We start from the raw sequence: 25,836 nt of genomic DNA on the forward strand, positions 1-25,836 counted from the left end.
CTTAATAAAAATATGCCTTATCATAACAAAAAATATTATATTAGCAAAGAAAAAGCTTTTATCTTGAATTAGTGTTCTTTCATGCTTAAAATTAAGGTTCATATTATAGCTTGTAATAAAACAACGAACCTATGACTCAAAAAATATACAATATCCGCGGATATGCTTGGATAATAATAATACTTAGCTCATTCTTACTCTTTGATAAGTATATTATGCAAGTTTTCCCGAGCCTAATAACAGATGACATGATGTCAAGCTTTGGTACAAATGCTACAGAAACAGGTGCTTTAGGATCTGCTTTTTTCTGGTCAATAATTATATGTCAGCTTTTTTTAGCTGGACCAATTATTGATAAGTTTGGCTTTAGACTTATTAGCCCTATTTCTATAACTATTTCCGCAATAGGTGTTATCTTATTTGTTGTGGCTGCCAACCTAGGCAGTCTTAGTATGGCATATATTGCGAGAATAATAACAGGACTAGGAGTATCGTTTGCAACAATTTCTTACTTAAAAGCCGTTTCCGTATGGTTTGAACCACGCAAATTTGCCTTTGCAGCTAGTTTTCTAGCTACAGCAGCAATGATTGGCGCACTATGTGCTCAAGCCCCACTAGCATATTTAATTAGCCTATGCGGTGACTGGAAAATGGCTATGCTACTTTTCTCAGTAGCTAGTTTATTAATGGGCGTTGTTTACTATATTGTAGTCCGCGATTTTAATCCTAAACAGCCTGAAGCTAGCTCTCCTAGCAACCAACTAAAAACCATCGACGCACTAAAGGAAGTTGTTAAAAACAAAAATAACTGGCTTTTAACATTCTATGTTGGTTTAAGTTTTACTGCTGTGGATGCATTTGCAGGATTTTGGGGTAATGCCTATTTTCGCGAGGCTTATCATGTTTCTAGAGAAGAGGCTGCCAGTATAATTTCAATGATATTTATAGGGATGGCAATAGGCTCACCAATCATCGGTAAACTATCTGAAGCTCTTAATAGCAGAAAAGGTGTAATGATAATTTTCCACATAATAGGCACTATAGCTATTAGCTTTGTTTTACTAGCAAAAACTAGTGCGACAATATCAGCAATCTTACTATTTATTTTCGGCTTATGTCTTGGAATCTATATGCTTTCATTCGCTATAGGCAATCGTATCAACCCAATTATAATTACAGCTACCGTCGCTGCTTTTATTAATACAGGAGAACCTATTCTCGGAGCTATTTTCGATCCATTAATAGGGTATTTTCTAGATTTATCTTGGACTGGCAAATATATCAACAAAGCTGGTGAAATAGTCTCTCAACATACAAGCTCAGCTGACATTAAATACTTTGATCTAAGCTCTTATCACTTTGCCTTCACAACACTTGTTGTTAGTATGATTGCATCACTAATAGTACTACTTATGATTAAAGACACTAAAGACTAAACTACACTAGAAACTTATTAAACCTATCGTCTAACTTAGCAGTTACTGATATTTTCTGTTGTTGTTTTTCATCAAAAAACTCTAATTTACCAGCATGAAGTAGTAACTTATCAACACCCTCTGTACCTAATTTAAGGTCCTTATCCGCAAAACCATACTTTTTATCTGCAACTATAGGACAACCCATTGCTTTTGTATGCACCCTGATCTGGTGAGTTCTACCAGTTTCTAGTTTAATCTCAAGCAAGCTATAATCACCTAAGTATTTGACAGATATAACTCTAGTAAGTGCTTTTTTACCTTCTTTCCTATCAACCCTAACTAGTCTTTGACCATCTTTAGTTTCAGTTCTTTTTAAGGGTAAATCTATTTCTTTAATGTTTTTATCCCACTTGCCATGTACTATAGCATAATATATTTTATTAACATTTCTCTGCTTAAATAGATCAAAAAAATACACTAACGAGCTATGTTTTTTAGCCAAAAGAACACACCCTGAAGTTTCTTTATCCAATCTATGCACTAGATCTAAACGCCTAGCTTTGGGACGCAACTGCCTTAATCGCTCCACTAGCCCTGAGTTGACTCCAAAACCTCCATGTACAGCCATTCCTGATGGTTTATTCACAACAATGTAGTCATCATTTTCATATAGTATTCTTTGCTCAAGAAAATCAAGATGCGACTGTGATACTTTTATTTGCTTTTGATCATCTTCAAGGCTAAAAGGGGGAATACGAACAATATCACCAGCAGTAACTCGTGAAGTTTGCTTCACTCTTTTTTTATTTACACGTAACTCACCCTTACGAATCCAACGATAAATTAGAGATTTTGGTAGCTTTGAGAATTGCCCTATTAGAAAATTATCTATACGTTGATTTTCAACATCTTCAGAAACCTCAAGAAACTGAACTTTATTCATCTAAAGCTCCAAATTTTGGATTTTGCATATCATTAAGTCGACTTACTGTTCTTTGAAACTCAAACTTCAATCGTTCACCCTTATACATTTCTTTAAAATCATAATTAGCTAAAATGACAACTTTTTTATTCTGATCATAAAGCTCATCTATAATAGCAATAAAACGCCTTGCCATATCTTCATTATACTCATCAAAGCCGATCAAATTATATATAAATATTTGATCGAACCTCTCACAAAGATCTATATAGTCTTGTGAACTTCTACCATTTCCACAAATCACTTTAAAGTCAAAGCAGACATCGCTACTACTGAGTAACATTACTGGGATATCTCTTCCTAAAACTTTTATCTGAATATCTTTCTCAAAATGATGATTTCTGATAAAAAATCTATCAAAAAAATTTTTCCTATTTTGCTCATTATATGGGTATAAATAATTCATATAGTCTGTTGGTAAGCGAAAACGATAATCTATTCCCGAATCCAAGTTCAAAACATCAACATGCTTAAGTAAAACATCAATAGCAGGTAGAAACAACTCCCGTTGTAAACCATTACGATATAACTTTTCTGGCTCTATATTAGATGTTGCAACCAAAATCACCCCTAACTTAAATAACTCCGTAAAAACACTTCCTAAAATCATTGCATCAGCGATGTCTTCAACAAAAAACTCATCAAAACATATTATCTGCATTTCTTTAGCCATATCATAAGCTACTTTTGAAATAGGGTTTTTTTTACCCTGATATTTTCTTAATTGAGCATGAATATTTTTCATAAAATGTGAAAAATGTTGACGACGTTTCTTCTCTATAGGTAGATTATTATAAAAAATATCCATAATAAATGTTTTACCTCTACCAACACCTCCCCACATATATAGACCATTTATAGGTGGATAGATAGATTTAGAAAAAAACCTGGCTTTTGAAACTTTTTTCGAAAGAAGCTGATCAACTATTTTTTGTAAATTCTCTACAGCCTCTATTTGTAAAGAGTCTGCCTTTAGATTAAGTTTTTTTACTTTTTCAAAGTATATTTCTTTAAGATTCATTTTTCACTTAACTTCTTTATCTCTAACTAAAACTAATAAGAAGAATGATACAATCATACTTAAAACTAATATTAGAAAAGCATTATGGTAAGCCTCAACACCAAAATATCTATGAGCACCTTCTGATACTACAGTCGTGATGTTATTATGTATATCAATATACTGACCTGTCCAGGTCATATCTAACATATGCCCGATAAGCGGATCAAATAAAGCTCCAAGTAGCGGCTCTCCTGTATTAATTAAAGCTGCAACTGTTGCTGCGACAACTATAGGATTAATCCTATTACCTATAGCAAATGCAAGCATATAAACACCCAAACAAAAGCCAAATGTAAATAGTAACACTCCAGAAAATGCTGGAGTCAGCTTTAACTGTAAAACAGCCGCCAATGAAATAGTTGCAATAATGTGAAACACCACCATTATCCCAATTCTATTATCAAACTTCTCAGAAAGTTTTCCTATAACTGGTGATCCTATCGCAAGACCTAAAAACATCATAGATACAATAAATGATGCATCTTTTGAAGTTATACCATATAACTCTCTAAAATAATTATTTCCCCAGATCCCACCAAAAACATCGATTGTTGTAAAGGTCAGACCAGTATATAAAGTAAGATACCAATTATTTTTATTTAAAAGAACCTTTTTTATCCCTGCAAGAGTTCCTGAATCAGCTGTTTTTTCATTAGCATGTAATGCATGAGGGTTATAATCCCTAACTAAAGCCAAATAAAGTAGAGCCATTACAACACTAAAACAAGCATAGCTTACTAAAGCTGAGTGCCAAGACCCTGTTAGCTCTATCAAATATGCTAAAGGTACTTGTCCTAACAATGCCCCAGTCATTGCAGCTGTCATGAGAAAACTACATACAAATGCAAACTTTCTCGGGCTAAACCATACTGCAGCTGCTTTTATATAACCTACAGTTGCAAAAGAGGCACCAATTCCTATCATTAGTCTTGAAACACATCCTAAAGCAAAACTATGTAGATCGGCTGATAAAACAAATAGTAAAAGACCAACAGCTGATAAAATCAAAGAGAAAAAACTAACTTTTCTAAAACCTAGCCTATCAACAACTGGTCCTGCAACAAAAAACTGACAAAAAACTACAGACCACAAAAATAATGAAACCATAGCACTCATCTCAGTAGCATTTATCGAAAAGCTACTCATCAAATCATTAGCAATAAGGCTAGGAGAAACATTCATTATATATTTATCGATCAATAAGAAAGAGCTTAGACCTACAACAATCCAAGCATAGCCTTTTATATTATGTAGTTTCATATTTTTATCTTTCTAAAAAGTTTGCTAACTCACTCAACGAAACTTGCTCTTGGGCGCGGTCTTGCTGAAGGTATTTAATGCTTGCAACTTTATTTTGTAGCTCATCATGACCAATTATTACAGCAATCTTTGCTCCTGACTTATCAGCCTTTTTAAACTGTGACTTAAAGCCTCCAGCTTTAAGATCCATATCCATTCTCAAATCAGGAAGTGCCACTCTAATACTCTCAACTATTGCAAAAGCTTTATGTAGCTGATCTTTTTCTAAAACAAAAAAAACATCACAATCAGAATTTTTGTTAGACAATTTACCAAGGTCTTCCATAAGCAGTAACAAACGCTCCATACCAATACCAAAGCCTATAGATCCTGTTTTTTGTCCACCAAGATTTTCTATCAAACTATCATATCTGCCACCAGCACAAATAGCACTTTGAGTACCAAGCTTATCAGTTGTCCATTCAAAAACTAAACCGCTGTAGTAATCCAGTCCTCTTACGAGATTATGATTAACAACATATCTAACACCAATAGCATCAAGATATTCACAAGTTTGTTGTAATCTTTGCTTAAATTCATCATCAGTAAAATCTATCAGCTTTGGCGCATTTTCAAGAATTTCTTGTGTTTTTATTATTTTCGAATCTAATATTCTTAAAGGATTTTTATCTAATCTCTTAATAGAATCTTCATCTAGCTCATTATGATAAGGCTCTAAATATTCTAACAATGCTTTAACATAGTTTTGTCTATTAACACTTGAACCTAAACTATTTAGCTCCAATGTAACATGCTCTGAAATTCCTAATTCTTTAAATAAACTCCATGCTACAGAAAGAATTTCTAAATCAATAGCAATAGAATCAAATCCATAAGCCTCTACACCAAGCTGATTAAATTGGCGATAACGCCCTTTTTGTGGACGCTCATAGCGAAACATTGGTCCGCAATACCACAACTTCTGAGTTTGGCCTCTATTAGCTAGACTATTCTCTATAACCATCCTCACACAACCAGCTGTTCCTTCTGGTCGTAAGGTTAAGCTATCACCACTTCTATCACTAAAATCATAAGTCTCTTTTGAAACAATATCAGATGTTTCACCAACACTTCTATGAAATAGCTCACTCTTTTCTAAGATTGGTAATCTAATTTCATCATAGTTATAACGATTAAGAATGGACTTTATTTTAGACTCTAGGAATTGCCATTTATGGCTTTGCTCGGGCAATATATCATTAAACCCTCTAATGGCAGTAATCTTGCTCATAGAAAATCTACCTCAATTTTTCAGCTTTATCTTCTTTATTGCTATCCTTATAATTATCCTCAAGAGATTTATCATCTTGCTTGATTATTTTAGAATCTGCATCTAAAGCTTTTTGTATTTTATCTTCCATTTCCATACCATAATCTAATGAACTATCATAGATAAACTTAAGATTTGGTACTATTCTTAGATTTAGAGATTTTGCAATTGATGATCTAAAGAAACCTTTTGATTTCTCAAAAGCTTTTGCGATATATGCTCCATCTTCTGCTACAAGACATGTATAGTAAACTTTTGCGTAAGATAAATCCCTAGATAGATCTATCTCTGTAATAGTTGCCGTAGCAAGTTTAGGATCTTTTATTTTAGTACGTAGCAATAAAGATATTACCTTCTGTAATTCACTTGCCACTCTTTGTACTCTACCTTCTGCAGCCATAATACTATAACTCCTTAGCTACTTCGATAACCTCAAATACTTCTATTTGATCACCTGCGCGAACATCATTATAGTTTTTCACACCGATACCACATTCCATACCTTTTTTGACTTCCGCAGCATCATCTTTAAATCTTTTCAGTGACTCAAGACTTCCTTCGTAGATAACGACATTATCTCTTAGCACTCGTATAGGGTTAGTTCTCTTAACAGTTCCTTCAGTAACCATACAGCCAGCAATTGAACCAAACTTAGATGATCTATAGACTTCTCTAACCTCAGCAATACCAATAATTTGCTCTTTCATCTCTGGAGATAATAGACCTGTCATCGCCTTTTTAACATCATCTATTAAGTCATAGATAATATTATAGTAACGAAGCTCAACACCATCAGTTTCAGCTAGTTTCTTAGCGGCACCATCAGCACGAACATTAAAACCAACTATAACAGCTGTTGATGCTACAGCCAAAGTAACATCAGATGATGTAATTGCACCGATACCACTAGCAATAATATCAACTTTAACTTCTTCAGTTGAAAGTTTATTTAGTGACTCTCTAATAGCTTCTACAGAACCTTGAACATCTCCTTTAAGAATGATTTTAAGAATTTGCTGCTCGCCTTCTTTGCCCATATTATTGAACATATTAGATAATTTAAGAGCTTGCTCTTGAGCAATCTTAGCTTCTTTTTGCTTTTGTGCTCTTTGAGTTGCAACCTCTTTTGCTTTCTTGTCGCTTTCAACAACGATCATTTCATCACCAGCAGCTGGAACACCTGATAAACCAAGTATTTCAACAGGAGTAGAAGGACCTGCTATCTTGATTTGACTACCAAGATCATTATACATCGCTCTTACACGACCATACTCTTTACCGCAAAGAATTATATCACCTTGCTTAAGTTCACCATTTTGAACTAGAGCTGTTGCAACAGGACCACGACCTTTCTCTAGACGCGACTCAACTACAACACCTTCAGCATTACCATCAGCAAAAGCTTCTAATTCAAGAACTTCAGATTGTAACAATACAGCATCAAGTAGTTCTGGTACGCCTTCACCTGTTTTTGCAGAAACATTAGCAAACATTACATCACCACCCCAAGATTCTGGGATTACATTTCTTTGAGCTAACTCGCCAATTACTTTATCAGGATCAGCTTCAGGTTTATCAATCTTGTTTACAGCCACAACAATTGGTACTCCAGCAGCTTTTGCATGCTGAATAGCCTCTTCAGTTTGTGGCATCACACCATCATCTGCAGCTACCACTAAAATTACGATATCTGTACTCTTAGCACCTCTAGCACGCATAGATGTAAACGCCTCATGTCCCGGAGTATCTAAGAATGTCAAAGCACCTTTCTTAGTCTTAACAGAGTATGCACCAATGTGCTGTGTTATACCACCTGCTTCGCCATCAACTACCCTAGCATTACGAATATAATCAAGTAAAGATGTTTTACCATGGTCAACATGACCCATAATTGTAACCACAGGTGCTCTTGATATTTGCTTGTAACCACTTCTATCAACTGTAGTAACAGCTTCTTCTAAAGCATTTTCATTATGTAATGTATACTTATGACCCATCTCTTCAACTATTAAGATTGCAGTATCTTGGTCTAGTGATTGGTTGATAGTTGCCATCACACCCATGTTAAATAATATTTTAACAACTTCTGCACCTTTAACAGCCATCTTTTGAGCTAAGTCACTAACAGTAACACCTTCATATATTTCTACAGTTTTTACTGTATTTTCAACAGGCTTAGTAAACTCTTGTCTTTTAACCTTTGAATGTTTTACTTTACCCTTTCTAGAGCCAAATTCATCAAATGATTCTAAATCACCTGTAAGTTGAGATAACTGCCTAGGGTTAGCTTTTTTAAACCCTTTACCGCTTGCTTTCTTAGCTTTAGATTTTTTCTCTTCTTCTTCTCTTTTGTATTTAGTATTACTAGCACTTGAATCAGAAAAAGATTTTTTAACAGTTTTTTTCTTTGGTTGCTTATTAGCAGTATCTGCTTTTGAAGAGTCTTCATTTTGATCGTTTGTCACAGGAGCAACTTCTGGCATTGATGTAATTTTGAAACCGCTGCTTTTCACTGTTGCCTTTTTAGGCTCTTGCGTAGCTACTGCTTCTACTTTTTTCTCAGAAGCCTCCTCTATAGCAGCTACTGGAGCTTGCTCTTTTTTAGTATCTATTGCTACAGGCTTAGCCTCTTTAACAAGTTGCTCTTCTACTTGAGCATTACTCTGTGTAGTACTCGGCGCAATATCTTCTGTTCTTTTAGCAACACGTCTTTTACGCTTAACTGAAACATTTATTTTATGTTTGCCATCCAGCTTCATAGTAGTTACTTTTTTTCTAGCTGATGAACTTTTTGCACTGTTAATCTTCGCTAAAAGTGTTTTCATCTCATCAGATGTAAGTGTATCTTTCTCATTAGATTTAGATATACCAAAAGACTCAAGTTGCTTAAGTAGTGTATCTACATCTTTGTTAGTTTGTTGTGCCAATTGCCCAACTGTAATATCTGCCATTTCCCTCTCCCTTGTACTCTATATTATACGCGTACTTTCCTATTCAAACCAAGGAGCTCTTGCCTGCATAATTAAATCTGTTGCTTGTTCTTCATCCATAGTCACAATATCTAGCAGCTCATCCACTGACAATTCCGCTAAATCTTCCATAGTGACTATATTATTCTGAGCTAATTGATTTGCTAAATCTTGACTCATCCCCTGCATATTTAATAAATCTTCAGCAGGCTCCTTATCACCTAAAGCTTTTGATAAGACAGCTGCTTTTGCTCTCTCTTGAAGCTCATTAACAACCTCTTCATCAAAGCCTTCGATCTCTAAAAGCTCTTCTTTATCAAGATAAGCTAAATCTTCCAGCGTCTCAATACCTTCTTCTATTAATACTAAAGCAAAATCATGATCTATATCTAAAACTTCAACGAACTTTTCAACTATAGACATTTGCTTTTCTTCTTGTTCAGTATCAGATAGAACATTTATTCTCCACCCAATAAGAGCACTAGCTAATCGAACATTAACACCATTTTTACCAATAGCTTTAGATAAGCTTTCTTGCTTAACAACGATATCCATTGTGCTTGATTCTTCATCAACATTTACTTCTAATATATCTTCAGAATCTACTGGGGATAAAGAGTTGATTGCATATTGAACAGTATCTTCATCCCAAAGAATAACATCAACTTTTTCACCATTTAATTCACTCATAATTGAATGAATCCTTGACCCTCTCACACCTACACATGCTCCACAAGGATCAATTCTTTGGTCATTACTTTTAACTGTTACTTTTGATCTAAAGCCTGGCTCACGCACAACGTTTACCACATTGATAAGTTCTTCTTCAACCTCTGGAACTTCTAGCTTAAACAATGCTTTAAGCATTGTATCACTAGCTCTACTTAGCATGACTGTACTTGGATTACCAAACTCATCTTGCTCAACATTTTCAACACATGCTCTGATTTTATCACCAACACGGAATCTTTCTCTAGCGATAAGATCCTTTTTCGGCAATATACCTTCAGCGTTACTACCTAGATCAATAACTAATATTTCATAAGTTGCTCTTTTAACTTCACCATAAACAATATCACCAATCTTCTCTTGGTATATCTTTGCTGTCTTTTCTTTCTCGAAGTTTTTGATCTTTTTCATTAAGATCTGCTTAGCCATAGTAGCAGCTATACGACCATATCCATCAACCTCTACAGGCTCACGAATTACATCACCTGCTTTAACATCATAGCCTTTTTCTTGAGCAACATCTTCATATAGCTCTTTTGAATAATCTATTAAATCTTCATTCTCAGAAACAATATGCCAAACTCTATCAGCTGTAAACTCTCCTGTTACTCTATCGATAGTAACTTCGATATTCATTTGCTCATCAAGCTCTTTTTTAGTTACAATAGCTAAAGCCTCTTCCATAGCTTCAAATAAAAGATCTTTTGAAATATCTTTTTCATTAGCTACAGTTTCTAATACTAACAATAATTCTTTGCTCATATCTAATTCCTTCTATCTAACTAAAATCTGGTGATACTCTTAGCCTTTTAAGCTCATCGAAATCAAAGCTCACCTCTTTGTTATTCTCTAATTCTAGAATAATACTATTACCATCAACCGCTTTTAGCAATCCCTTGAATTTTGTTTGTGACTCAACAGGTGCTAAAGTAACAGCTTTCACATTGAAGCCAACCAATGCTTGTGCTTGAGTTATATTAAAAATCTGGCGATTCATACCCGGTGAAGATACTTCTAAGACATACTTCTCAGATACAGGATCCTCAACATCAAATATTGCACTTACCTCTCTGCTGACAGTCTGACAATCATCAACCGAAACACCTTCTTCATGATCAATAAAGATACGTATAGTAACTTTACCACTTCCTACAACTTCGATTCCCCATAAAATATAGCCTAAATCAGCTGTGATGGGTTCTACTATATCATATAAATCATCTAGTAACATTTTTACCCCTTAGATTTTGCATATCCCCAGATAGCAAAAAGGCCCTTTAAAGGGCCTTTGTAAAAGAATTCCTGATTGGTAGCGGGGGCTGGATTTGAACCAACGACCTTCGGGTTATGAGCCCGACGAGCTACCAAGCTGCTCCACCCCGCGTCTATAACCCTATATAATAGCAGTGTTTTTTTCTATGTCAAGCATTTTAATGAATCTTATCGCAATTAAGCCAATTAAACACTAAATTCTCTAATTGCATCTATCATTACCTTAACATTATTAGGGTCTATATCCGGGTAAATACCATGACCTAAATTTACAATATAATTATTTAGCTTATCTGACTGAATAAACTCCATATGTTTTTTAACAGTCCGCCTAATACTATCAGCTGTACCATATAAAAATGCTGGATCAAAGTTACCTTGAAGGACTTTACCAACACCAACTCTATGACGAGCCTGTTTTATAGTAACACTCCAATCAACTCCAACACCATCACATGACTTATCTTTAAATTCGTCAAAGAAATTAGCTCCTCCTTTAGTGAAAAACACTACTGAAACATTCACTTTCTTCTTAACATTACTAGCGATATATTCCATATATTTTAAAGAAAACTCTTTGTACTGTTCTAATGGTAAAATTCCTCCCCATGTATCAAATATCATTAAAGAGTTAGCCCCTGACTTAACTTGCTCAAGCAAATATATAACTGTAATATCTGCTAGCCTTTGTAATAAAGCATGCATTAGCTGAGGATTTGAATACATCATTTTTCGCAATTTATTAAACTGCTTTGATCCAGAACCCTCGATCATATAAGCAGCTAGTGTCCATGGACTACCTGTAAAACCTATCAACGGTACATTTATTGCTGATTTCGTAGTTTTAACAGCATTGTAGACATATCCTAAATCTCCAACGCTATCCTCTACAGATTTTAACCTAGCCAAGTCTTTTTCTGACGCTATAGGATCTGAAAATACTGGTCCAACACCTTTGATGAATTTAAGATCCATGCCCATAGCTTCAGGAATTGTCAGAATATCTGAAAAAACAATCGCCGCATCAAGATCATAACGATCTAACGGATGCAAAGCTACCTCACAACAAGCTTCTGCATTACGACACATATCCATAAAGTTCTCAAACTTTGATCTAACAGCCCTGTACTCAGGTAAATACCTACCTGCTTGACGCATTATCCATACAGGAGGCTTCTCTAATTTCTCGTGATTAAATGCATCCAAAAAAAGTTTTCTCATAAAACAATACCTCTTTAGTCTTAAAGACTCTTACTTACGCTTAATTATATTTCTGATGATTATTATAGAAAATTAAATGGGCTAAACATAGGGTGATTTTTAGTTTAGAGTACTTTAGTTATCTTATAGTTTAAATCCCTCTTAAAGTCACTTAATAAATTTATCCATTTTCCTATAACTTATTGCTTCTTGTATAGCAATCTTATCAACATCTTTACTACTATTAATATCTGCTATAGTTCTAGCTACTTTTAATATTTTATAATATCCTCTAGCTGATAATCCAAGCTTTTCTATTGCTTGTGATAGCATTTCTTTATTTTCATCGTTTAAACTACAAACTTGGTCTAATTCTTTACTACTTAACATAGCATTGATCTTACCTTGTCTTGTGATTTGTATCTGCCGAGCTTTTTCAACTCTTTGTCTTACATCACTGCTCTTTTCACCACGCAGGTCTTGATTTGTCAAATCATCCTTAGAAAGCTCTAAAACTTCAACATGTAAGTCTATCCTATCTAAAAGAGGTCCTGAAAGCTTACTCTGATAACGACGAATCGCTTGTATAGAGTCTGTGCATTCTTTAAACTGCGACCCTAAATAACCACAAGGACATGGATTCATCGCTGCTATTAATTGAAAATTAGCAGGGTATTCAACCTGACATCTTGCTCGAGAGATATTTACAACACCTGTTTCTAAAGGCTCACGTAAAACCTCTAAAACTTTACGATCAAATTCTGGTAACTCATCTAAAAACAAAACACCATTATGTGCTAAAGAAATTTCACCCGGCATTGGATTGCTACCTCCACCAACTAGCGACACTCCTGATGAAGTATGATGAGGATGCCTAAATGGTCTTTTGTAGAAGCTTTCTGCAATACCAGACTCACCTTTAATAGAAGCAATCATCGCAGATGATAAAGCTTCTTTTTTATCCAGTGGTGGCAAAATTGAATTTAATCTACTTGCCAACATTGTTTTACCAGTACCTGGAGGGCCTACTAAAAGGATATTGTGACCGCCTGCTGCTGCTATCTCAAGAGCTCGCTTAGCCTGATATTGACCCTTAACATCCTCTAGATCCCTATACAAACCGTCAAAATCAATATCTGTTTCAAACTTGATCTCTTGTTTATCAACATCTCCAGCCAAAAAATCAACGGTCTCTTTTAAATTAGACAATGCATAAGCTTGCACATCCTCTACTAAAGCTATTTCTTTTTGATTTTGAGTCGGAATAATTAGCTTCTTCCCATCGTGAACACATTTTATTACCATTGAAATAGCACTAGATATTTTTCTAAGCTCACCACTTAGAGATAACTCTCCTGCAAATTCATATTTATCTATATTTATAGCTGGATTAATTTGCCCAGAAGCATATAGTATCCCTAAAGCAATTGGTAAGTCAAAACGCCCACTACTTTTAGGCAAGTCTGCTGGAGCTAAATTTATAGTTATTCTCTTATTTGGAAAATTAAACCCTGAATTTATTATTGCACTACGAACACGATCCTTACTCTCTTTAACTGCAGCCTCAGGTAAACCTACAATTGAAAGTCCAGGTAAACCATTAGATAAATGCACTTCTATAGATACTGAAGGTGCCTCGATACCAAGTTGAGCTCTACTTTTTAATATCGCTAACGACATTTTATCCTTTCTCATTAAGAAGTTTATCTAACTTTGCTTCTATCTGATCAAGTTTTTGTCTAGTTTTAAGTAGTATTTTCTTTTGAGTCTCAAACTCTTCTCTACTAACAACATCAAGCCTCTTAAGACTTTTGTTGACAATATTCTCTTTAGAGTTTTTTATAACGTCATTTATTGGGCCTAAAATTTCTTTCATAATAGTACAGTTTTAATTATTTTTAACTAGAAGTATAAAAGTTACAGAATAAATAGGCAATAAAGATTAGATTTTATATAACGTTTGTTACTTGTGTAAGTACACCTAAAAGAAGCATCGGCATGATACCTAAGAACAGTAGCACCAGACCATTTACACTTAAAGCAACAAGAGTAGATAATGGAGCCTTAACTTTATGATCATTTTCTGGATCATCAAAGTACATAGTTTTAATAACTCGTACATAGTAGAACGAAGCGATTACAGCCATCATTAATACAAAACATGCTAGCACATAGTTCCCATCGTTGATTAGACCCATCACAACAAATAGCTTAGCTATAAATCCACCAAATGGAGGAATACCTGCCATTGAGAATAAAACTATAAGTAAGATAAATGACAACCATGAGTTCTTTGTGTTAAATCCTTTTAAATCTTTCAAAGTCTGAACTTCATAACCACCCACACTAATAGCAGTTAGAACTCCAAAAGCCGCTAAAGCTGTAAATACATAAACAATTACATAAAAACTCGCCGCAGTTAGCGCATAACCTTGAGGATTTAATGTTGTAGCTAAAAGTACAAAACCTATTTGAGAAACTGTAGAGTAACCAAGTAGTCTTTTTATATTAGTCTGAGATAGTGCAACTAAACTACCAAAAAATATTGATAAGATACCAATTACTTTGAATAAGTACACCCAAGAATCTTTAAGTGACGGGAAGCCTACAAAAAGGATATTCACAAGCATCGCAAAAGCAGCGACTTTAGGGATAGTTGCAACAATATTAGCTACCGCATTTGGGGCACCTTGATAAACATCTGGCAACCACATATGGAATGGAAATGCCCCAAGCTTAAACAAGAATGTTGCAATCATCATCACTAGACAAGCTAATAAGAATTTCTGCTCTAAGCCTGTAAAGTTATTATGTGCTAAAGCATGAGCAATGCCAGAAATATCTAGCTGACCAGTCATACCATAGACAAAAGACATCCCAAATAGTAAAAGAGCAGAAGCAATTGCACCTAATACAAAATATTTAATAGCAGCCTCTAAGCCTTCACCTGAATTTCTGTAGATAGCAATCAAAGCATACATAGGTAATGATAAAAGCTCTAAACCTACATATATAGTAATCAAACTATGAGCTGCTGTTAGAACCATCGCGCCTAGCACACATAGCATTAAAAGAGTATAGAAATCACCATCAGATATTTTTCTATCTCTCACATATTCTCTTGAGTATAAAGCAACAAATAGGGATAAAATTAATATCGTGATCTGTAAAGTATAAGCAAAGCCACTAAATACAACCTGTCCCTCAAAAACTGAACCACTTGACTGAAGTAGGTAGTCTTTAGCAAATGTTGCTATAAGAGCTAGTGCCGCAAACACTTGGAAAAATATATAATTTATATTTCTTATTTTTCCATGTAGGAATAATCCTGAAAACATTACAACTATAATACCAACGGCTAGTAATATTTCCGGTAATATGTAAAGTATTGATAAACTCATAATCAAAACACCACCTTATAGAGATAAACCAACAATATTTGCCGATGCTGCAGCTGAAAGATGCAATATCGGCTCTGGATAAAAACCAAACAATAAAGTCGGCACCGCTAACAATATAAATACAAAGAATTCCATCTTACCCAAATCTTTAAGATTAGCAACTTGAGTAGATACAACCTCGCCAAAGAAAACTCTCTTATACATCCATAGTGTATATATAGGAGCAATTATCAAAGTTAGACCAGCTATCAAAGCTATTAATGGAGAGTACTGGAATACTGCTAATAAAATCATAAACTCACCCACAAAACCACTTGTGCCAGGTAAACCTACATTAGCCATACAGAAAAGTAAGAAGAATGTTGCAAATATCGGCATAGTTTTAGCTACACCAGAAAAATCAGAGATTTGTCTTGTATGCATTCTTAAATACAAATAACCAACACCAATAAACATACCACCAGATGAAAACGCGTGAGCTATCATTTGGAACACTGCGCCTTGGATAGCAAGCTGAGCATGAGTATTTCCTAAAGCTGTACCATCTTTTAAAATAAAGATCGAAAACAAACCAAGAGTAACAAGGCCCATATGTGAGATAGATGAATATGCGATTAGTCTTTTAACATCAGTCTGTGCTACAGCCACTATACCAACATAAACAATTGCTATTAGCGACATAATTATTAGTACATATTCTAGAGATGCTGTTACTTCAGGTAACATTGGAATAGCAAATCTTAAGAAACCATACGCCCCTAACTTAAGCATTAACGCTGCTAATATAACAGAACCACCAGCAGGAGCCTCTGAGTGAGCATCGGGTAACCAAGAGTGGAATGGCCACATTGGAATCTTAACGGCAAATGCTAAGAAAAATGCTCCAAAAACTAACCATTGAGCAGTAAGAGTGAAGTTAACTCCATTTGCTAATGCTTGAGAATGTGCTGCCCAAGCAATAAAGTTTTGAATAGAATAAGTATCAGCACTTACTAAAACATCTGAAGGAGATGCAGCTACTTTTGTCTGTATATATAAGATAGCAGCTAATAAAAATACCGAACCAAAGAATGTATACATAAAGTACTTAACAGCAGCATATGCTTTATTTTTACCACCCCAAATACCTATACCTAAACATGTTGGAATAAGCAATGCTTCCCAGAAAATATAGAACAATATAGAGTCTGTCGCACAGAAAACACCATTTGTTAAACCACATGTGATCAAAAAGATCGCCATATATTGTCTAACTTTAGTCTTAATTGATGTCCAAGCTGCTAATACAATTACTAAAGTTGCAAAACATGTCAAGACAATAAATAGTACTGAAAAGCCATCAACTCCAAGGTTATAGTAAACATTGTACATACCAAAAACTTTGAACCATGTAAATGACTCTTGGAATTGCATGGCTGAGCTACTATAATCAAAAGATGCTACTAATGGCACACATAGCGCTAGAGTCAAACCACTAAATACTAATGCGACCCAACGAGCAGCATCACCATGTAACTCTTCAGTTTTTGTTGCTAAGACAACAAAGCCACCAATTATTGGTAGCCAAATTATCAGACTTAATAAATAATTACCTAAATTCATAATACAAATTTACCCCTAACCTGCCTAAACTAAAATCAGCAAAATCATAAATAACAATACACCTATCATCAATACAAATGCATAGTCAAACAGATATCCGCGTTGGATTTTTCTAAAACTATCACCAGTATGATAAATCAAGTTAGATGTACCTTGGACAACCGCCTTATCTATGATAAATATGTCTATAACTTTCCACAAGAAGTTACTAATAGCTAAGAAAATTGCAACAAAAACTACATCATACAATGCATCGATGAAGTATTTTTTAACTAAAACATGATAAACAATTCCTACACCAGATTTTGTACTCGCTAAAGCCTTAGGAATGCTTGGTAGCCATATATATAGTACATATGATAGTACTAAAGCACTACTTGCTAACCAGAAAGGTACTGTTGAAACTGAGTGCTTGATAAAGGCAAATGAATTAAATGTATCAGGCTCACTAGCCAAATCAGCTGTTACAGACATACCATGCAGCCCTGCTTGAACATATGAGCTTATAGTATTTCCAAATAATCCGTGACTTTGCGATAGTATACTTGTAAAGAAGTACTCACCTATAAAAGCAGAAGGTATTGCTAATAATATTAGCGGTATCAATATACTTAAAGGTGACTCTTTAAGATGTGATTTTTCTTCTTCAGACATTCTTTCTTTGCCATGAAAAACCAAGAAGAACATTCTAAATATATAAAAAGATGTCACAAAAGCACATGCTAATACCATATAGTATGCAAACTGATGTCCAAATACTGTAGTTGTGTGGGCAGCCTCAATAATCAAATCTTTAGAGAAGAAGCCAGAGAACGGTGGAAGTGCTGCAAGCGCCCATGCACCAATAAACATACATAGATATGTAACTGGCATATATTTTCTTAAGCCACCCATTCTACGAATATCTTGCTCGTGATGCATAGCTACAATAACAGAACCTGCTGCTAAAAATAGTAATGCTTTAAACATTGCGTGTGTCATAAGATGGAACATACCTATTGAGAATGCTCCTGCGCCTTGTGCAACCATCATATAACCAAGCTGTGATAGCGTACAATAAGCAATAACTCTTTTAATATCTGTCTGTATAATAGCAATCAAACCCATAAATAAACAAGTAATCGCACCTATAATTAGTACAAAGCTTAAGGCTGCTTCAGACATTACAAACATTGGAGAAAGTCTAGCTACCATAAATACACCAGCTGTAACCATTGTTGCAGCGTGTATCAAGGCTGAAATTGGCGTAGGACCTTCCATTGAGCCTTCTAACCAAGAATGTAGCGGGAACTGAGCTGATTTACCCATTGCACCAATAAATAAAAGTACACACATTAAAGTAACAGGGCTAAAGCTCATACCTAAGAAGTGTACAACTTGAGTATTATCAATATTTGGTAAAGCTGCAAATACAGTTGTATAATCAACGGATCCTGTATATAAGATAACAGCTCCGATACCTAGTAAGAAACCTAAATCTCCGATTCTATTTACAATGAAAGCTCTTAAGCTTGCTACGTTAGCATTATCTCTATTAAAATAAAAACCAATTAGTAAGTATGAGAATAAACCAACGCCTTCCCAACCAAAGAATAAAAGTAGGAAATTATTACCCATAACTAGGCATAGCATCGCAAATGTAAAACCTGAAATATATGAGAAGAATCTTGCATAGCCTTCTTCACCTTTCATATATCCAATAGAGTAAATATGTACTAATGTTGATACAAATGTCACAATTAGCATCATATATACTGTGATTCTATTTACAGTAAAACCAACATCAAAAGAAAATAGCTTTGAAACTGGAGCCCATTGATAATAGCTAACACTATAAACTTCAGAACCTCCAAATACACCGCAAGCTAAAATCACACTAAGGACAAAGGAAAGTCCACATAGTGAAATTGTGAAAAAATTAACACCTGCATTTTTAACAGATTTACCACCAAAACCAGCAATTATTGCTCCAAGTAAAGGTGCTAAAACTATAACTGCGATTAATACAGCTGCTACTTGATTACTTATTATCATAGCTTGATTAACCTCTCAGTGTATTAAGTTTACTTAAATCAATAGTTTTACGTTTTCTCGATATCGCAACAACAATAGCTAAACCAATTGCTGTTTCAGCAGCTGCTACTGCCATTATAAAGAATACAAAAACTCCACCCATTGCTTGATGATGCATATTAGCAAATATCAAAAAATTTGTATTAACCGCTAAAAGCATTAGCTCTATAGACATTAAAAGTATCAAGATACTTCTTCTATTAATAATGATTCCAGCAACACTAATAACAAATAAAATTGTACTAAAAATTAGTCCACTTGTGACTGAAACTGAGATACTACTGCCCATCTTTCGCACCCTCTTTATTACTTGGCATCTTCACCATAGTCAGACGATCTTTCGCCCTAACTTTAACCTGCTTAGTCGGGTTAACTGACTTATTATCTTTACGCTTAGGTCTTAATGTAAGCGTTACTGCGGCAGTCATTGCTGCTAATAATATAAAGTCAATAAGCTCAAACACATACAAGTTGTTATTATTAAACATAGTTGAACCTATTGTTTTTAATCCACCAACTCCACCTTGCATACTTGCACCTGCAAACACATGAGTAACTGCATAACTAATAATCGTTGCAAATATAGCACAAACGATTACAGCAGCTAAAGCATAAAAGAATCGGCCAACTCTTCCTTCTTTTTCAACATGTAAATCTAGCATAAAGACTACAAACAAGAACATCACTAGCACAGCACCGACATAGACAACTATAAGTAATAATGCCAAATATACTTGTTGTAAAATAATCCAAACTATTGCTGTAAACACAAATGTAAATATCATCGCGATTACTGAGTTAACTGGATTATTTCCCAACACCAATACTAAAGCTGAAATAATAGCTAGCGATGCAAAAATATAAAATAAAATATCTACAATCATCTTTTTACCTAAAATCCTTATCTTGCAGCCTATCAGCAGCTATTTGCGACTCATATTTATCACCTACAGCAAGAAGTTTAGCTTTTGTCATAATATTCTCGCCACGTTCTTCAAAGTGGTATTCTAAAATATTTGTCTCAACAATTGAATCAACTGGACAAGACTCTTCACAGTAGCCACAGAAAATACACTTAAATAAGTCTATTTCATAACTTGAAGTTCTACGTGAACCATCCTCTCTTTCTGTTGAGTTAATAGTAATAGCTAAAGCAGGACAAACTACTTCACATAGTTTACATGCAATACATCTTTCTTCACCATTTTCATAGCGTCTAAGAGCATGCAACCCTCTAAATCTGTTAGATATTGGAGTTTTCTCATCTGGATACTGCACTGTAACCTTGCGAGTAAAAAAATGTTTTCCTGTTACTTTAAGACCTTTTAGAAGTTCCCACAGTAAAAAGGTTTTTAAAAAATTCGTTATATTTCTCATATCACTATCCCTTTACCACCAAGGTCCTAGACCAAATCTAACCATACAAGCAACAACTACTACCCATACAAATGTTAAAGGTATAAATATCTTCCATCCTAAACGCATAATCTGGTCATATCTATATCTAGGTAATGTAGCTCTTACCCATAAAAACATAAACATAAAGATACCAGTTTTACCAAACAACCAAATAACACCAGGTACAAAACTAAACACATGCTCTAAAGGAGTCGCTTGGAACGGTGAATTCCAACCACCTAAAAACATAATTGCTGTTAATATACTGATCAAAATCATATTTGCATATTCAGCTAAGAAAAATAAAGCAAACCTCGAGCCTGTATACTCAATATGGATACCAGCAACAATCTCAGACTCACCTTCGACAACATCAAAAGGAGCTCTGTTTGTCTCACCAATGCCACTGATAAAATACACAATAAACAGCGGGAATAGAGGTATAAAATACCAGTGCCAGATACCACCAGCTTGAGCATCTATAATTCCTGTAATCCCCATTGAACCTGCTGCAATTACAACACCCACTATAGAAAAGCTCATAGCTAACTCATAGGATATAACTTGTGCGCCTGCTCTTAAAGCTCCAAATAGTGAATACTTGTTATTCGATGCCCAACCAGCTATAAGAACTCCGTATATTGAAAATGAAGTCATTGCAAATATATACAACAAACCCAAGTTCATATCCGATAACACAACTCCTCTTGAGAAAGGTATAACAGCCCAAGCCGCATAAGCTGGTGCAAATGCTAATATCGGAGCTATAAAGAACAAGTATCTATTTGATTTATTTGGAACAATTATCTCTTTTAAGAAAAGCTTTAGCGCATCAAAGATCGGTTGTAATAAACCAAATGCACCAACCCTATTTGGGCCAAGTCTATCCTGCATATATCCAATTACTTTTCTCTCTGCATATGTATAATAAGCTACTACTAGTATTAGAGGGATTATTATTAGCAACGAATACAGAACTGTCCATAAAATATACTCTATCATATTATTTCTCCCCTTCTACTAGCTTAATATTAACGCTATCGCCTTGCATAAAGTCTTTAAATAGACTTCTAGGGATCATAATATTCTTAGCTTGTAAGCTTGGATCAACGACAACCTCTGGATTTATCTCATTATCTATATCATAAATCTTAACAGTACCTGATTTAGCCTCAAGACCAATATCATCTGCTAACTCTTGAGACACTCTCACTCCAGAGAATCTCTTAGCATCTTTTGTCTGTTGAAGAGGCTCAGCTCTTCTTAATAAACTACTAGACCCATAAATAGGATTTGATGCTAAAAATGCTATATTCTTTTGATAATCAAGACTCGCGTTTAATATCTGAGTAACATGATTTATAGACACTCTAGCTCTATTTGCATAAGTATCTTCAGTAACTTCACTTATAGCGTTATATTCAAATCCTTCTAAGCCTAAAAGATTACCAAGAACTCTTAGTATTCTCCATAACTCTTTATTTTCAGCATACGGTTTAACAACTTGCTTAAACTCTTTTGTATCACCAAACATATCAACAAAGCTACCGCTTGTTTCATAGTGAGTAGCTATTGGGATAATAATATCAGCAGTATCTTTAGTAAACTTATCTGCAAATGGAGTAAAGCTTACAACTATATCTATATCATCTAGAGCCTTTCTAAGTTTTTGCTCACCATATAAGCTATCTTTAGATAACTCAGTATGCGCTGTTAAAAGAAGCTTAGTTTTTGTTTGAGCATTTAAACACTTATAAGTACTGAATTTTGTCTTAGATGAGCTAAGAATTCTATCTGCAGCTACTGAGTTAACATCACTTGCTAACACGCCACCTTTGATATTTGTAACTTTCTCTAGAACATCTAGTACACAGAAAACTGTTTCAAAACCATCAGAGTTGACGATATCTTGGCCAATAATTATCTTAGGATTCTCTGCAGCTATTATTTTATCTGCTGCATCTCTTATTTCTGCAGCTGGATCAACTTTCCTTAGAATTTCATCTAAATCACCATAAGGTAAATTTGCTCTAACAAAAATTGCTTTAAGTAAAGATAATGCAATGTACTGAATATTATCAGCAGCTAATCTAACTTGTTTAATATCATAGTTAAAACTATAGTCGCAAACATTCCAAGCAACTGCATTAGCATTATTTTTCTCAACAGCATCTTTAACCGCCAAATTTACTAATGGATATTCCTTTCTAATATTTGAACCAAATACTAATACAAAATCACTATTTCGGATATCCTCCAAAGAACAGCTTAAGCCTTTACCAGAGCTAATTCCTGAAATATCAGCATATTGTCGCACACGAGCATCGATATTATCTGAACCTACTGATGCCAATAGCTTCTTCATTAAAAACATCTCTTCTGATGTTGAAGATTCTGACATAATAGCAGATATGGCTTCAACTCCATCTTTTTCTTTAGTTTTTTCAATAGCCACTTTAACGAAATCAAGAGCCTCTTCCCAAGAAACATTTGTCCAACCACCAGATTTTTTAATCATTGGTTGTTGAACTCTTTCTTGGCTATATAACCCTGAATACTCAAACCTATCTCTATCTGCTATCCATGTTCCTGTTACCTCGCTTTCTCTTGGTACAACGCGGACTAGCTTATTTTGATAAACATGGGCGTTTATATCTACAGCCAATGCATCACCTGATGAAACTGTTGGATATTGTTTAAGTTCCCATGCTCTAGCCTTAAACCTAAAGGGTTTTGATGTAAGAGCTCCAACTGGACATAAATCTATAACATTTCCAGATATTTCTGAATCAAGCATATCGCCAGAAACATAAGTGCTAATAGAAGAATGATCTCCTCTACCCATAACACCCAACTCTTTGATCCCAGCAACCTCTTCACCAAAACGTACACAACGTGTACATAAAATACACCTTGTCATGTCAGTAGCTACTAGTGAGCCTAGATCAGGATCTGCAACAGCTCTTTTTGATTCAACATAATCAGAAGCAGTTTTACCATATCCCATAGCAATATCTTGCAGCTCACACTCACCACCTTGATCACATATTGGGCAATCCAATGGATGGTTTATCAGCAAGAACTCCATCATATCTTTTTGCATCTTTAATGCTGTTTCAGAACGAGTTTTCACCTTCATGCCATCCATAATAGGTGTTGCACAAGCTGGAGATGCTCTTCTAGCACCTTCAACATCAACAAGACACATCCTACAGTTAGCAGCTACGGATAATTTTTTATGATAGCAGAATCTTGGAATATAAATACCATTCTCATCTGCAACTTCTATAATTGACTGATTAGGTAAAGCTTCATAATTCTTACCATCAATCTCTATATTTATTCTCTTGGATTCTTTATTGTCTGACACAGAACTACCTCAATCAACTATTGATCCACTATACTTTTACCATTATTCTCAATCATATAAACAAACTCATCTCTAAACTTATTTATATAACTTTGTACTGGCCATGCAGCTGCATCACCTAAGCCACAAATACTATTTCCTTCAATATTCGTCGCCACTCTTACGAGACTATCTATATCTTCAGGTCTACCTTCGCCAGCTATTATTCTATGCAATGTGCGAGCTAACCAGCCTGTCCCCTCTCTACATGGGGTACACTGACCACAAGACTCTTCATGATAGAAATCTGCCAATCTAGCTAGCGTTCTAACCATACATGTAGTCTCATCTAACACAACAACTGCTCCAGATCCTAGCATTGAACCTGCTTCAGCTATAGATTCATAATCCATATTAGCATTCATCATTTCTTCGCCAGTTAAAATCTTAGAAGAACTTCCTCCAGGGATTACAGCTTTTAACTTGTGTCCTTTACGTACACCACCACACATTTCTAGCAACTCTTTAAAAGGCATACCTAAGCCAATCTCAACAACTCTTTGTCTTTCAACATGACCAGAAACACAAAATAGCTTTGTACCACCACTTTTCTCAGTGCCTAGTTTCTTAAACCATTCGCCACCATGTTGCAATATTGCTGGTACAGATGCATATGTTTCGGTATTGTTTATATTTGTTGGCTTACCATATAAACCCACAAATGCTGGGAAAGGCGGTTTAAATCTTGGACGGCCTTTTTTACCCTCAAGAGAGTTTAAAAGTGCAGTCTCTTCACCACAGATATACGCACCAGCGCCCACAGCAGAATACAAATCAAAAGAAATTCCAGAAGATTTTATATTAGAACCTAATATACCTGCTTGATATGCTTCTATAAGAGCATCTTCAAACCTTCTTATCGGCTCATAGAACTCACCTCTAGTATAATTATAACCAGCTGTAGCTCCAACCACATAACCAGCAATAGCCATACCTTCAATAAGCTGATGAGGGTTTCTTCTTAAGATCTCTCTATCTTTACAAGTTCCTGGCTCACCTTCATCTGAGTTACAAACAACATATTTTTGTCCAGGAGTATTACGTGGCATAAAGCTCCACTTCAACCCAGTAGGGAAACCTGCACCACCTCTACCTCTAAGCCCTGATGTTTTTAACTCTTCTATTATCTGCTCAGGAGGAATTTTTTCGGTTAATATTCTATTCCAATAAGAATAACCTCCTACAGATAAATAAGATTCCAAACTATAAGACTCATCTAAATGTAGGGTACGAAAACAAACTTCATTAGCCATTTACCACTACTCCAAAGAATCAATAAGCTGATTCACTTTTTCTATAGTCAAATTTTCATAAAAAACTTTATCCACCTCTAACATAGGTGAACCACAACACGCACCTTGACACTCTACTTCTTTCAGAGTTATACGACCATCTTTTGTCGTTTGGCCGGGCTTGATACCAAGTTTTTTCTCGATATGTTTCAAAATATCATATGCCCCATTTAGCATACACGAAACATTAGTACAAAGATTCAGCTTATGTCTACCAACTGGCTGAAGATCATACATACAGTAAAAAGTAGCAACTTCATAGACATCGACTTTACTAACTTGCAAATATTCTGCTAAAGCTGTTTGTAAATCATCAGTCAAAAAACCACCATTTTGATCTTGTACAATATGCAAGCCTTCTAATATAGCTGATCTTCTTTGATCTGCTGGAAACTTACTTAAAACTCTATCAATATCTTCTCTCGCTTGCGGCGATATTAAATCTACTAAAGACATCCT

The 25,836-nt window shown here is 34.9% G+C and carries 22 protein-coding genes and 1 tRNA gene; 1 reads left to right on the top strand and 22 read right to left on the bottom strand.

Features of this window, described 5'->3' with window-relative positions; all coding sequences use genetic code 11:
* Window positions 1–131: 131 nt before the first annotated feature.
* Window positions 132–1,436: an MFS transporter gene (locus F3D62_RS06930; protein WP_150467525.1), complete on the top strand. Its 1,305-nt coding sequence runs from the start codon at window positions 132–134 to the stop codon at window positions 1,434–1,436.
* A gap of 1 nt (window position 1,437) precedes the next feature.
* Here the strand turns inward: F3D62_RS06930 and F3D62_RS06935 are convergent, their stop codons facing one another.
* The 22 genes from F3D62_RS06935 to nuoE all read right to left on the bottom strand — a co-directional run bounded on the left by F3D62_RS06935 (window position 1,438) and on the right by nuoE (window position 25,833).
* Window positions 1,438–2,361, bottom strand: coding sequence for an RluA family pseudouridine synthase (locus tag F3D62_RS06935; RefSeq protein ID WP_150467526.1), 924 nt, complete (start codon window positions 2,359–2,361; stop codon window positions 1,438–1,440).
* On the bottom strand, window positions 2,354–3,421 hold the full coding sequence (gene zapE, locus F3D62_RS06940; protein ID WP_150467527.1) for a cell division protein ZapE: 1,068 nt from the start codon (window positions 3,419–3,421) through the stop codon (window positions 2,354–2,356). Before zapE ends, F3D62_RS06935 begins: the two co-directional genes overlap by 8 nt.
* Before the next feature lie 3 nt (window positions 3,422–3,424).
* A complete protein-coding gene (locus F3D62_RS06945; RefSeq protein WP_150467528.1) occupies window positions 3,425–4,723 on the bottom strand; it encodes an MFS transporter in 1,299 nt (432 codons plus the stop codon).
* A gap of 4 nt (window positions 4,724–4,727) precedes the next feature.
* On the bottom strand, window positions 4,728–5,993 hold the full coding sequence (gene hisS, locus F3D62_RS06950) for a histidine--tRNA ligase (protein WP_150467529.1): 1,266 nt from the start codon (window positions 5,991–5,993) through the stop codon (window positions 4,728–4,730).
* A 7-nt stretch (window positions 5,994–6,000) separates the two neighbouring features.
* A complete protein-coding gene (gene rbfA, locus F3D62_RS06955) occupies window positions 6,001–6,432 on the bottom strand; it encodes a 30S ribosome-binding factor RbfA (RefSeq protein ID WP_150467530.1) in 432 nt (143 codons plus the stop codon).
* Window positions 6,433–6,436: 4 nt separating this feature from the next.
* Window positions 6,437–8,983, bottom strand: a complete 2,547-nt coding sequence (gene infB / locus F3D62_RS06960; protein WP_150467531.1) for a translation initiation factor IF-2 — start codon at window positions 8,981–8,983, stop codon at window positions 6,437–6,439.
* Between the two features lie 39 nt (window positions 8,984–9,022).
* Window positions 9,023–10,492, bottom strand: a complete 1,470-nt coding sequence (gene nusA / locus F3D62_RS06965) for a transcription termination factor NusA (protein WP_150467532.1) — start codon at window positions 10,490–10,492, stop codon at window positions 9,023–9,025.
* Window positions 10,493–10,508: 16 nt separating this feature from the next.
* A complete protein-coding gene (gene rimP, locus F3D62_RS06970; RefSeq protein WP_150467533.1) occupies window positions 10,509–10,961 on the bottom strand; it encodes a ribosome maturation factor RimP in 453 nt (150 codons plus the stop codon).
* 76 nt (window positions 10,962–11,037) lie between these two features.
* Window positions 11,038–11,114: transfer RNA gene (locus tag F3D62_RS06975), tRNA-Met, on the bottom strand.
* Between the two features lie 74 nt (window positions 11,115–11,188).
* Entirely contained in the window at window positions 11,189–12,223 is a 1,035-nt protein-coding gene (gene hemE / locus F3D62_RS06980; protein WP_150467534.1) for a uroporphyrinogen decarboxylase, read from the bottom strand.
* Window positions 12,224–12,370: 147 nt separating this feature from the next.
* The gene (locus tag F3D62_RS06985) at window positions 12,371–13,882 is read right to left on the bottom strand and encodes a YifB family Mg chelatase-like AAA ATPase (protein ID WP_150467535.1); all 1,512 of its coding nucleotides are present in this window, start codon (window positions 13,880–13,882) and stop codon (window positions 12,371–12,373) included.
* A 1-nt stretch (window position 13,883) separates the two neighbouring features.
* Entirely contained in the window at window positions 13,884–14,078 is a 195-nt protein-coding gene (locus F3D62_RS06990; protein ID WP_150467536.1) for an accessory factor UbiK family protein, read from the bottom strand.
* A 73-nt stretch (window positions 14,079–14,151) separates the two neighbouring features.
* The gene (locus tag F3D62_RS06995; protein ID WP_150467537.1) at window positions 14,152–15,603 is read right to left on the bottom strand and encodes an NADH-quinone oxidoreductase subunit N; all 1,452 of its coding nucleotides are present in this window, start codon (window positions 15,601–15,603) and stop codon (window positions 14,152–14,154) included.
* Window positions 15,604–15,618: 15 nt separating this feature from the next.
* The gene (locus tag F3D62_RS07000; protein WP_150467538.1) at window positions 15,619–17,205 is read right to left on the bottom strand and encodes a NuoM family protein; all 1,587 of its coding nucleotides are present in this window, start codon (window positions 17,203–17,205) and stop codon (window positions 15,619–15,621) included.
* A 24-nt stretch (window positions 17,206–17,229) separates the two neighbouring features.
* Window positions 17,230–19,239, bottom strand: coding sequence for an NADH-quinone oxidoreductase subunit L (gene nuoL / locus F3D62_RS07005; RefSeq protein WP_150467539.1), 2,010 nt, complete (start codon window positions 19,237–19,239; stop codon window positions 17,230–17,232).
* A gap of 7 nt (window positions 19,240–19,246) precedes the next feature.
* Window positions 19,247–19,567, bottom strand: coding sequence for an NADH-quinone oxidoreductase subunit NuoK (nuoK, locus tag F3D62_RS07010; protein ID WP_150467540.1), 321 nt, complete (start codon window positions 19,565–19,567; stop codon window positions 19,247–19,249).
* Window positions 19,557–20,162, bottom strand: coding sequence for an NADH-quinone oxidoreductase subunit J (locus F3D62_RS07015; protein ID WP_150467541.1), 606 nt, complete (start codon window positions 20,160–20,162; stop codon window positions 19,557–19,559). The genes nuoK and F3D62_RS07015 overlap by 11 nt, the downstream gene beginning before the upstream one ends.
* Window positions 20,163–20,166: 4 nt before the next feature.
* On the bottom strand, window positions 20,167–20,655 hold the full coding sequence (gene nuoI, locus F3D62_RS07020; RefSeq protein WP_150467542.1) for an NADH-quinone oxidoreductase subunit NuoI: 489 nt from the start codon (window positions 20,653–20,655) through the stop codon (window positions 20,167–20,169).
* A 12-nt stretch (window positions 20,656–20,667) separates the two neighbouring features.
* Complete coding sequence (nuoH, locus tag F3D62_RS07025; RefSeq protein WP_150467543.1) at window positions 20,668–21,678, bottom strand: NADH-quinone oxidoreductase subunit NuoH; 1,011 nt, start codon at window positions 21,676–21,678, stop codon at window positions 20,668–20,670.
* A gap of 1 nt (window position 21,679) precedes the next feature.
* The gene (gene nuoG / locus F3D62_RS07030; protein WP_150467544.1) at window positions 21,680–24,046 is read right to left on the bottom strand and encodes an NADH-quinone oxidoreductase subunit NuoG; all 2,367 of its coding nucleotides are present in this window, start codon (window positions 24,044–24,046) and stop codon (window positions 21,680–21,682) included.
* 17 nt (window positions 24,047–24,063) lie between these two features.
* Window positions 24,064–25,338 (bottom strand): NADH-quinone oxidoreductase subunit NuoF, encoded by a 1,275-nt coding sequence (gene nuoF / locus F3D62_RS07035; protein WP_150467545.1) that lies wholly within the window; start codon window positions 25,336–25,338, stop codon window positions 24,064–24,066.
* 6 nt (window positions 25,339–25,344) lie between these two features.
* The gene (gene nuoE, locus F3D62_RS07040) at window positions 25,345–25,833 is read right to left on the bottom strand and encodes an NADH-quinone oxidoreductase subunit NuoE (RefSeq protein WP_150467546.1); all 489 of its coding nucleotides are present in this window, start codon (window positions 25,831–25,833) and stop codon (window positions 25,345–25,347) included.
* Between the last annotated feature and the right edge of the window lie 3 nt (window positions 25,834–25,836).

Source organism: Francisella sp. SYW-9, assembly GCF_008711465.1.
Lineage (GTDB): Bacteria > Pseudomonadota > Gammaproteobacteria > Francisellales > Francisellaceae > Francisella.

Coding starts and splice junctions, on each gene's coding strand:
- F3D62_RS06930 (WP_150467525.1), top strand. CDS start 132: ATGACTCAAAAAATATACAATATCCGCGGATATGCTTGGATAATAATA.
- F3D62_RS06935 (WP_150467526.1), bottom strand. CDS start 2,361: ATGAATAAAGTTCAGTTTCTTGAGGTTTCTGAAGATGTTGAAAATCAA.
- zapE (WP_150467527.1), bottom strand. CDS start 3,421: ATGAATCTTAAAGAAATATACTTTGAAAAAGTAAAAAAACTTAATCTA.
- F3D62_RS06945 (WP_150467528.1), bottom strand. CDS start 4,723: ATGAAACTACATAATATAAAAGGCTATGCTTGGATTGTTGTAGGTCTA.
- hisS (WP_150467529.1), bottom strand. CDS start 5,993: ATGAGCAAGATTACTGCCATTAGAGGGTTTAATGATATATTGCCCGAG.
- rbfA (WP_150467530.1), bottom strand. CDS start 6,432: ATGGCTGCAGAAGGTAGAGTACAAAGAGTGGCAAGTGAATTACAGAAG.
- infB (WP_150467531.1), bottom strand. CDS start 8,983: ATGGCAGATATTACAGTTGGGCAATTGGCACAACAAACTAACAAAGAT.
- nusA (WP_150467532.1), bottom strand. CDS start 10,492: ATGAGCAAAGAATTATTGTTAGTATTAGAAACTGTAGCTAATGAAAAA.
- rimP (WP_150467533.1), bottom strand. CDS start 10,961: ATGTTACTAGATGATTTATATGATATAGTAGAACCCATCACAGCTGAT.
- hemE (WP_150467534.1), bottom strand. CDS start 12,223: ATGAGAAAACTTTTTTTGGATGCATTTAATCACGAGAAATTAGAGAAG.
- F3D62_RS06985 (WP_150467535.1), bottom strand. CDS start 13,882: ATGTCGTTAGCGATATTAAAAAGTAGAGCTCAACTTGGTATCGAGGCA.
- F3D62_RS06990 (WP_150467536.1), bottom strand. CDS start 14,078: ATGAAAGAAATTTTAGGCCCAATAAATGACGTTATAAAAAACTCTAAA.
- F3D62_RS06995 (WP_150467537.1), bottom strand. CDS start 15,603: ATGAGTTTATCAATACTTTACATATTACCGGAAATATTACTAGCCGTT.
- F3D62_RS07000 (WP_150467538.1), bottom strand. CDS start 17,205: ATGAATTTAGGTAATTATTTATTAAGTCTGATAATTTGGCTACCAATA.
- nuoL (WP_150467539.1), bottom strand. CDS start 19,239: ATGATAATAAGTAATCAAGTAGCAGCTGTATTAATCGCAGTTATAGTT.
- nuoK (WP_150467540.1), bottom strand. CDS start 19,567: ATGGGCAGTAGTATCTCAGTTTCAGTCACAAGTGGACTAATTTTTAGT.
- F3D62_RS07015 (WP_150467541.1), bottom strand. CDS start 20,162: ATGATTGTAGATATTTTATTTTATATTTTTGCATCGCTAGCTATTATT.
- nuoI (WP_150467542.1), bottom strand. CDS start 20,655: ATGAGAAATATAACGAATTTTTTAAAAACCTTTTTACTGTGGGAACTT.
- nuoH (WP_150467543.1), bottom strand. CDS start 21,678: ATGATAGAGTATATTTTATGGACAGTTCTGTATTCGTTGCTAATAATA.
- nuoF (WP_150467545.1), bottom strand. CDS start 25,338: ATGGCTAATGAAGTTTGTTTTCGTACCCTACATTTAGATGAGTCTTAT.
- nuoE (WP_150467546.1), bottom strand. CDS start 25,833: ATGTCTTTAGTAGATTTAATATCGCCGCAAGCGAGAGAAGATATTGAT.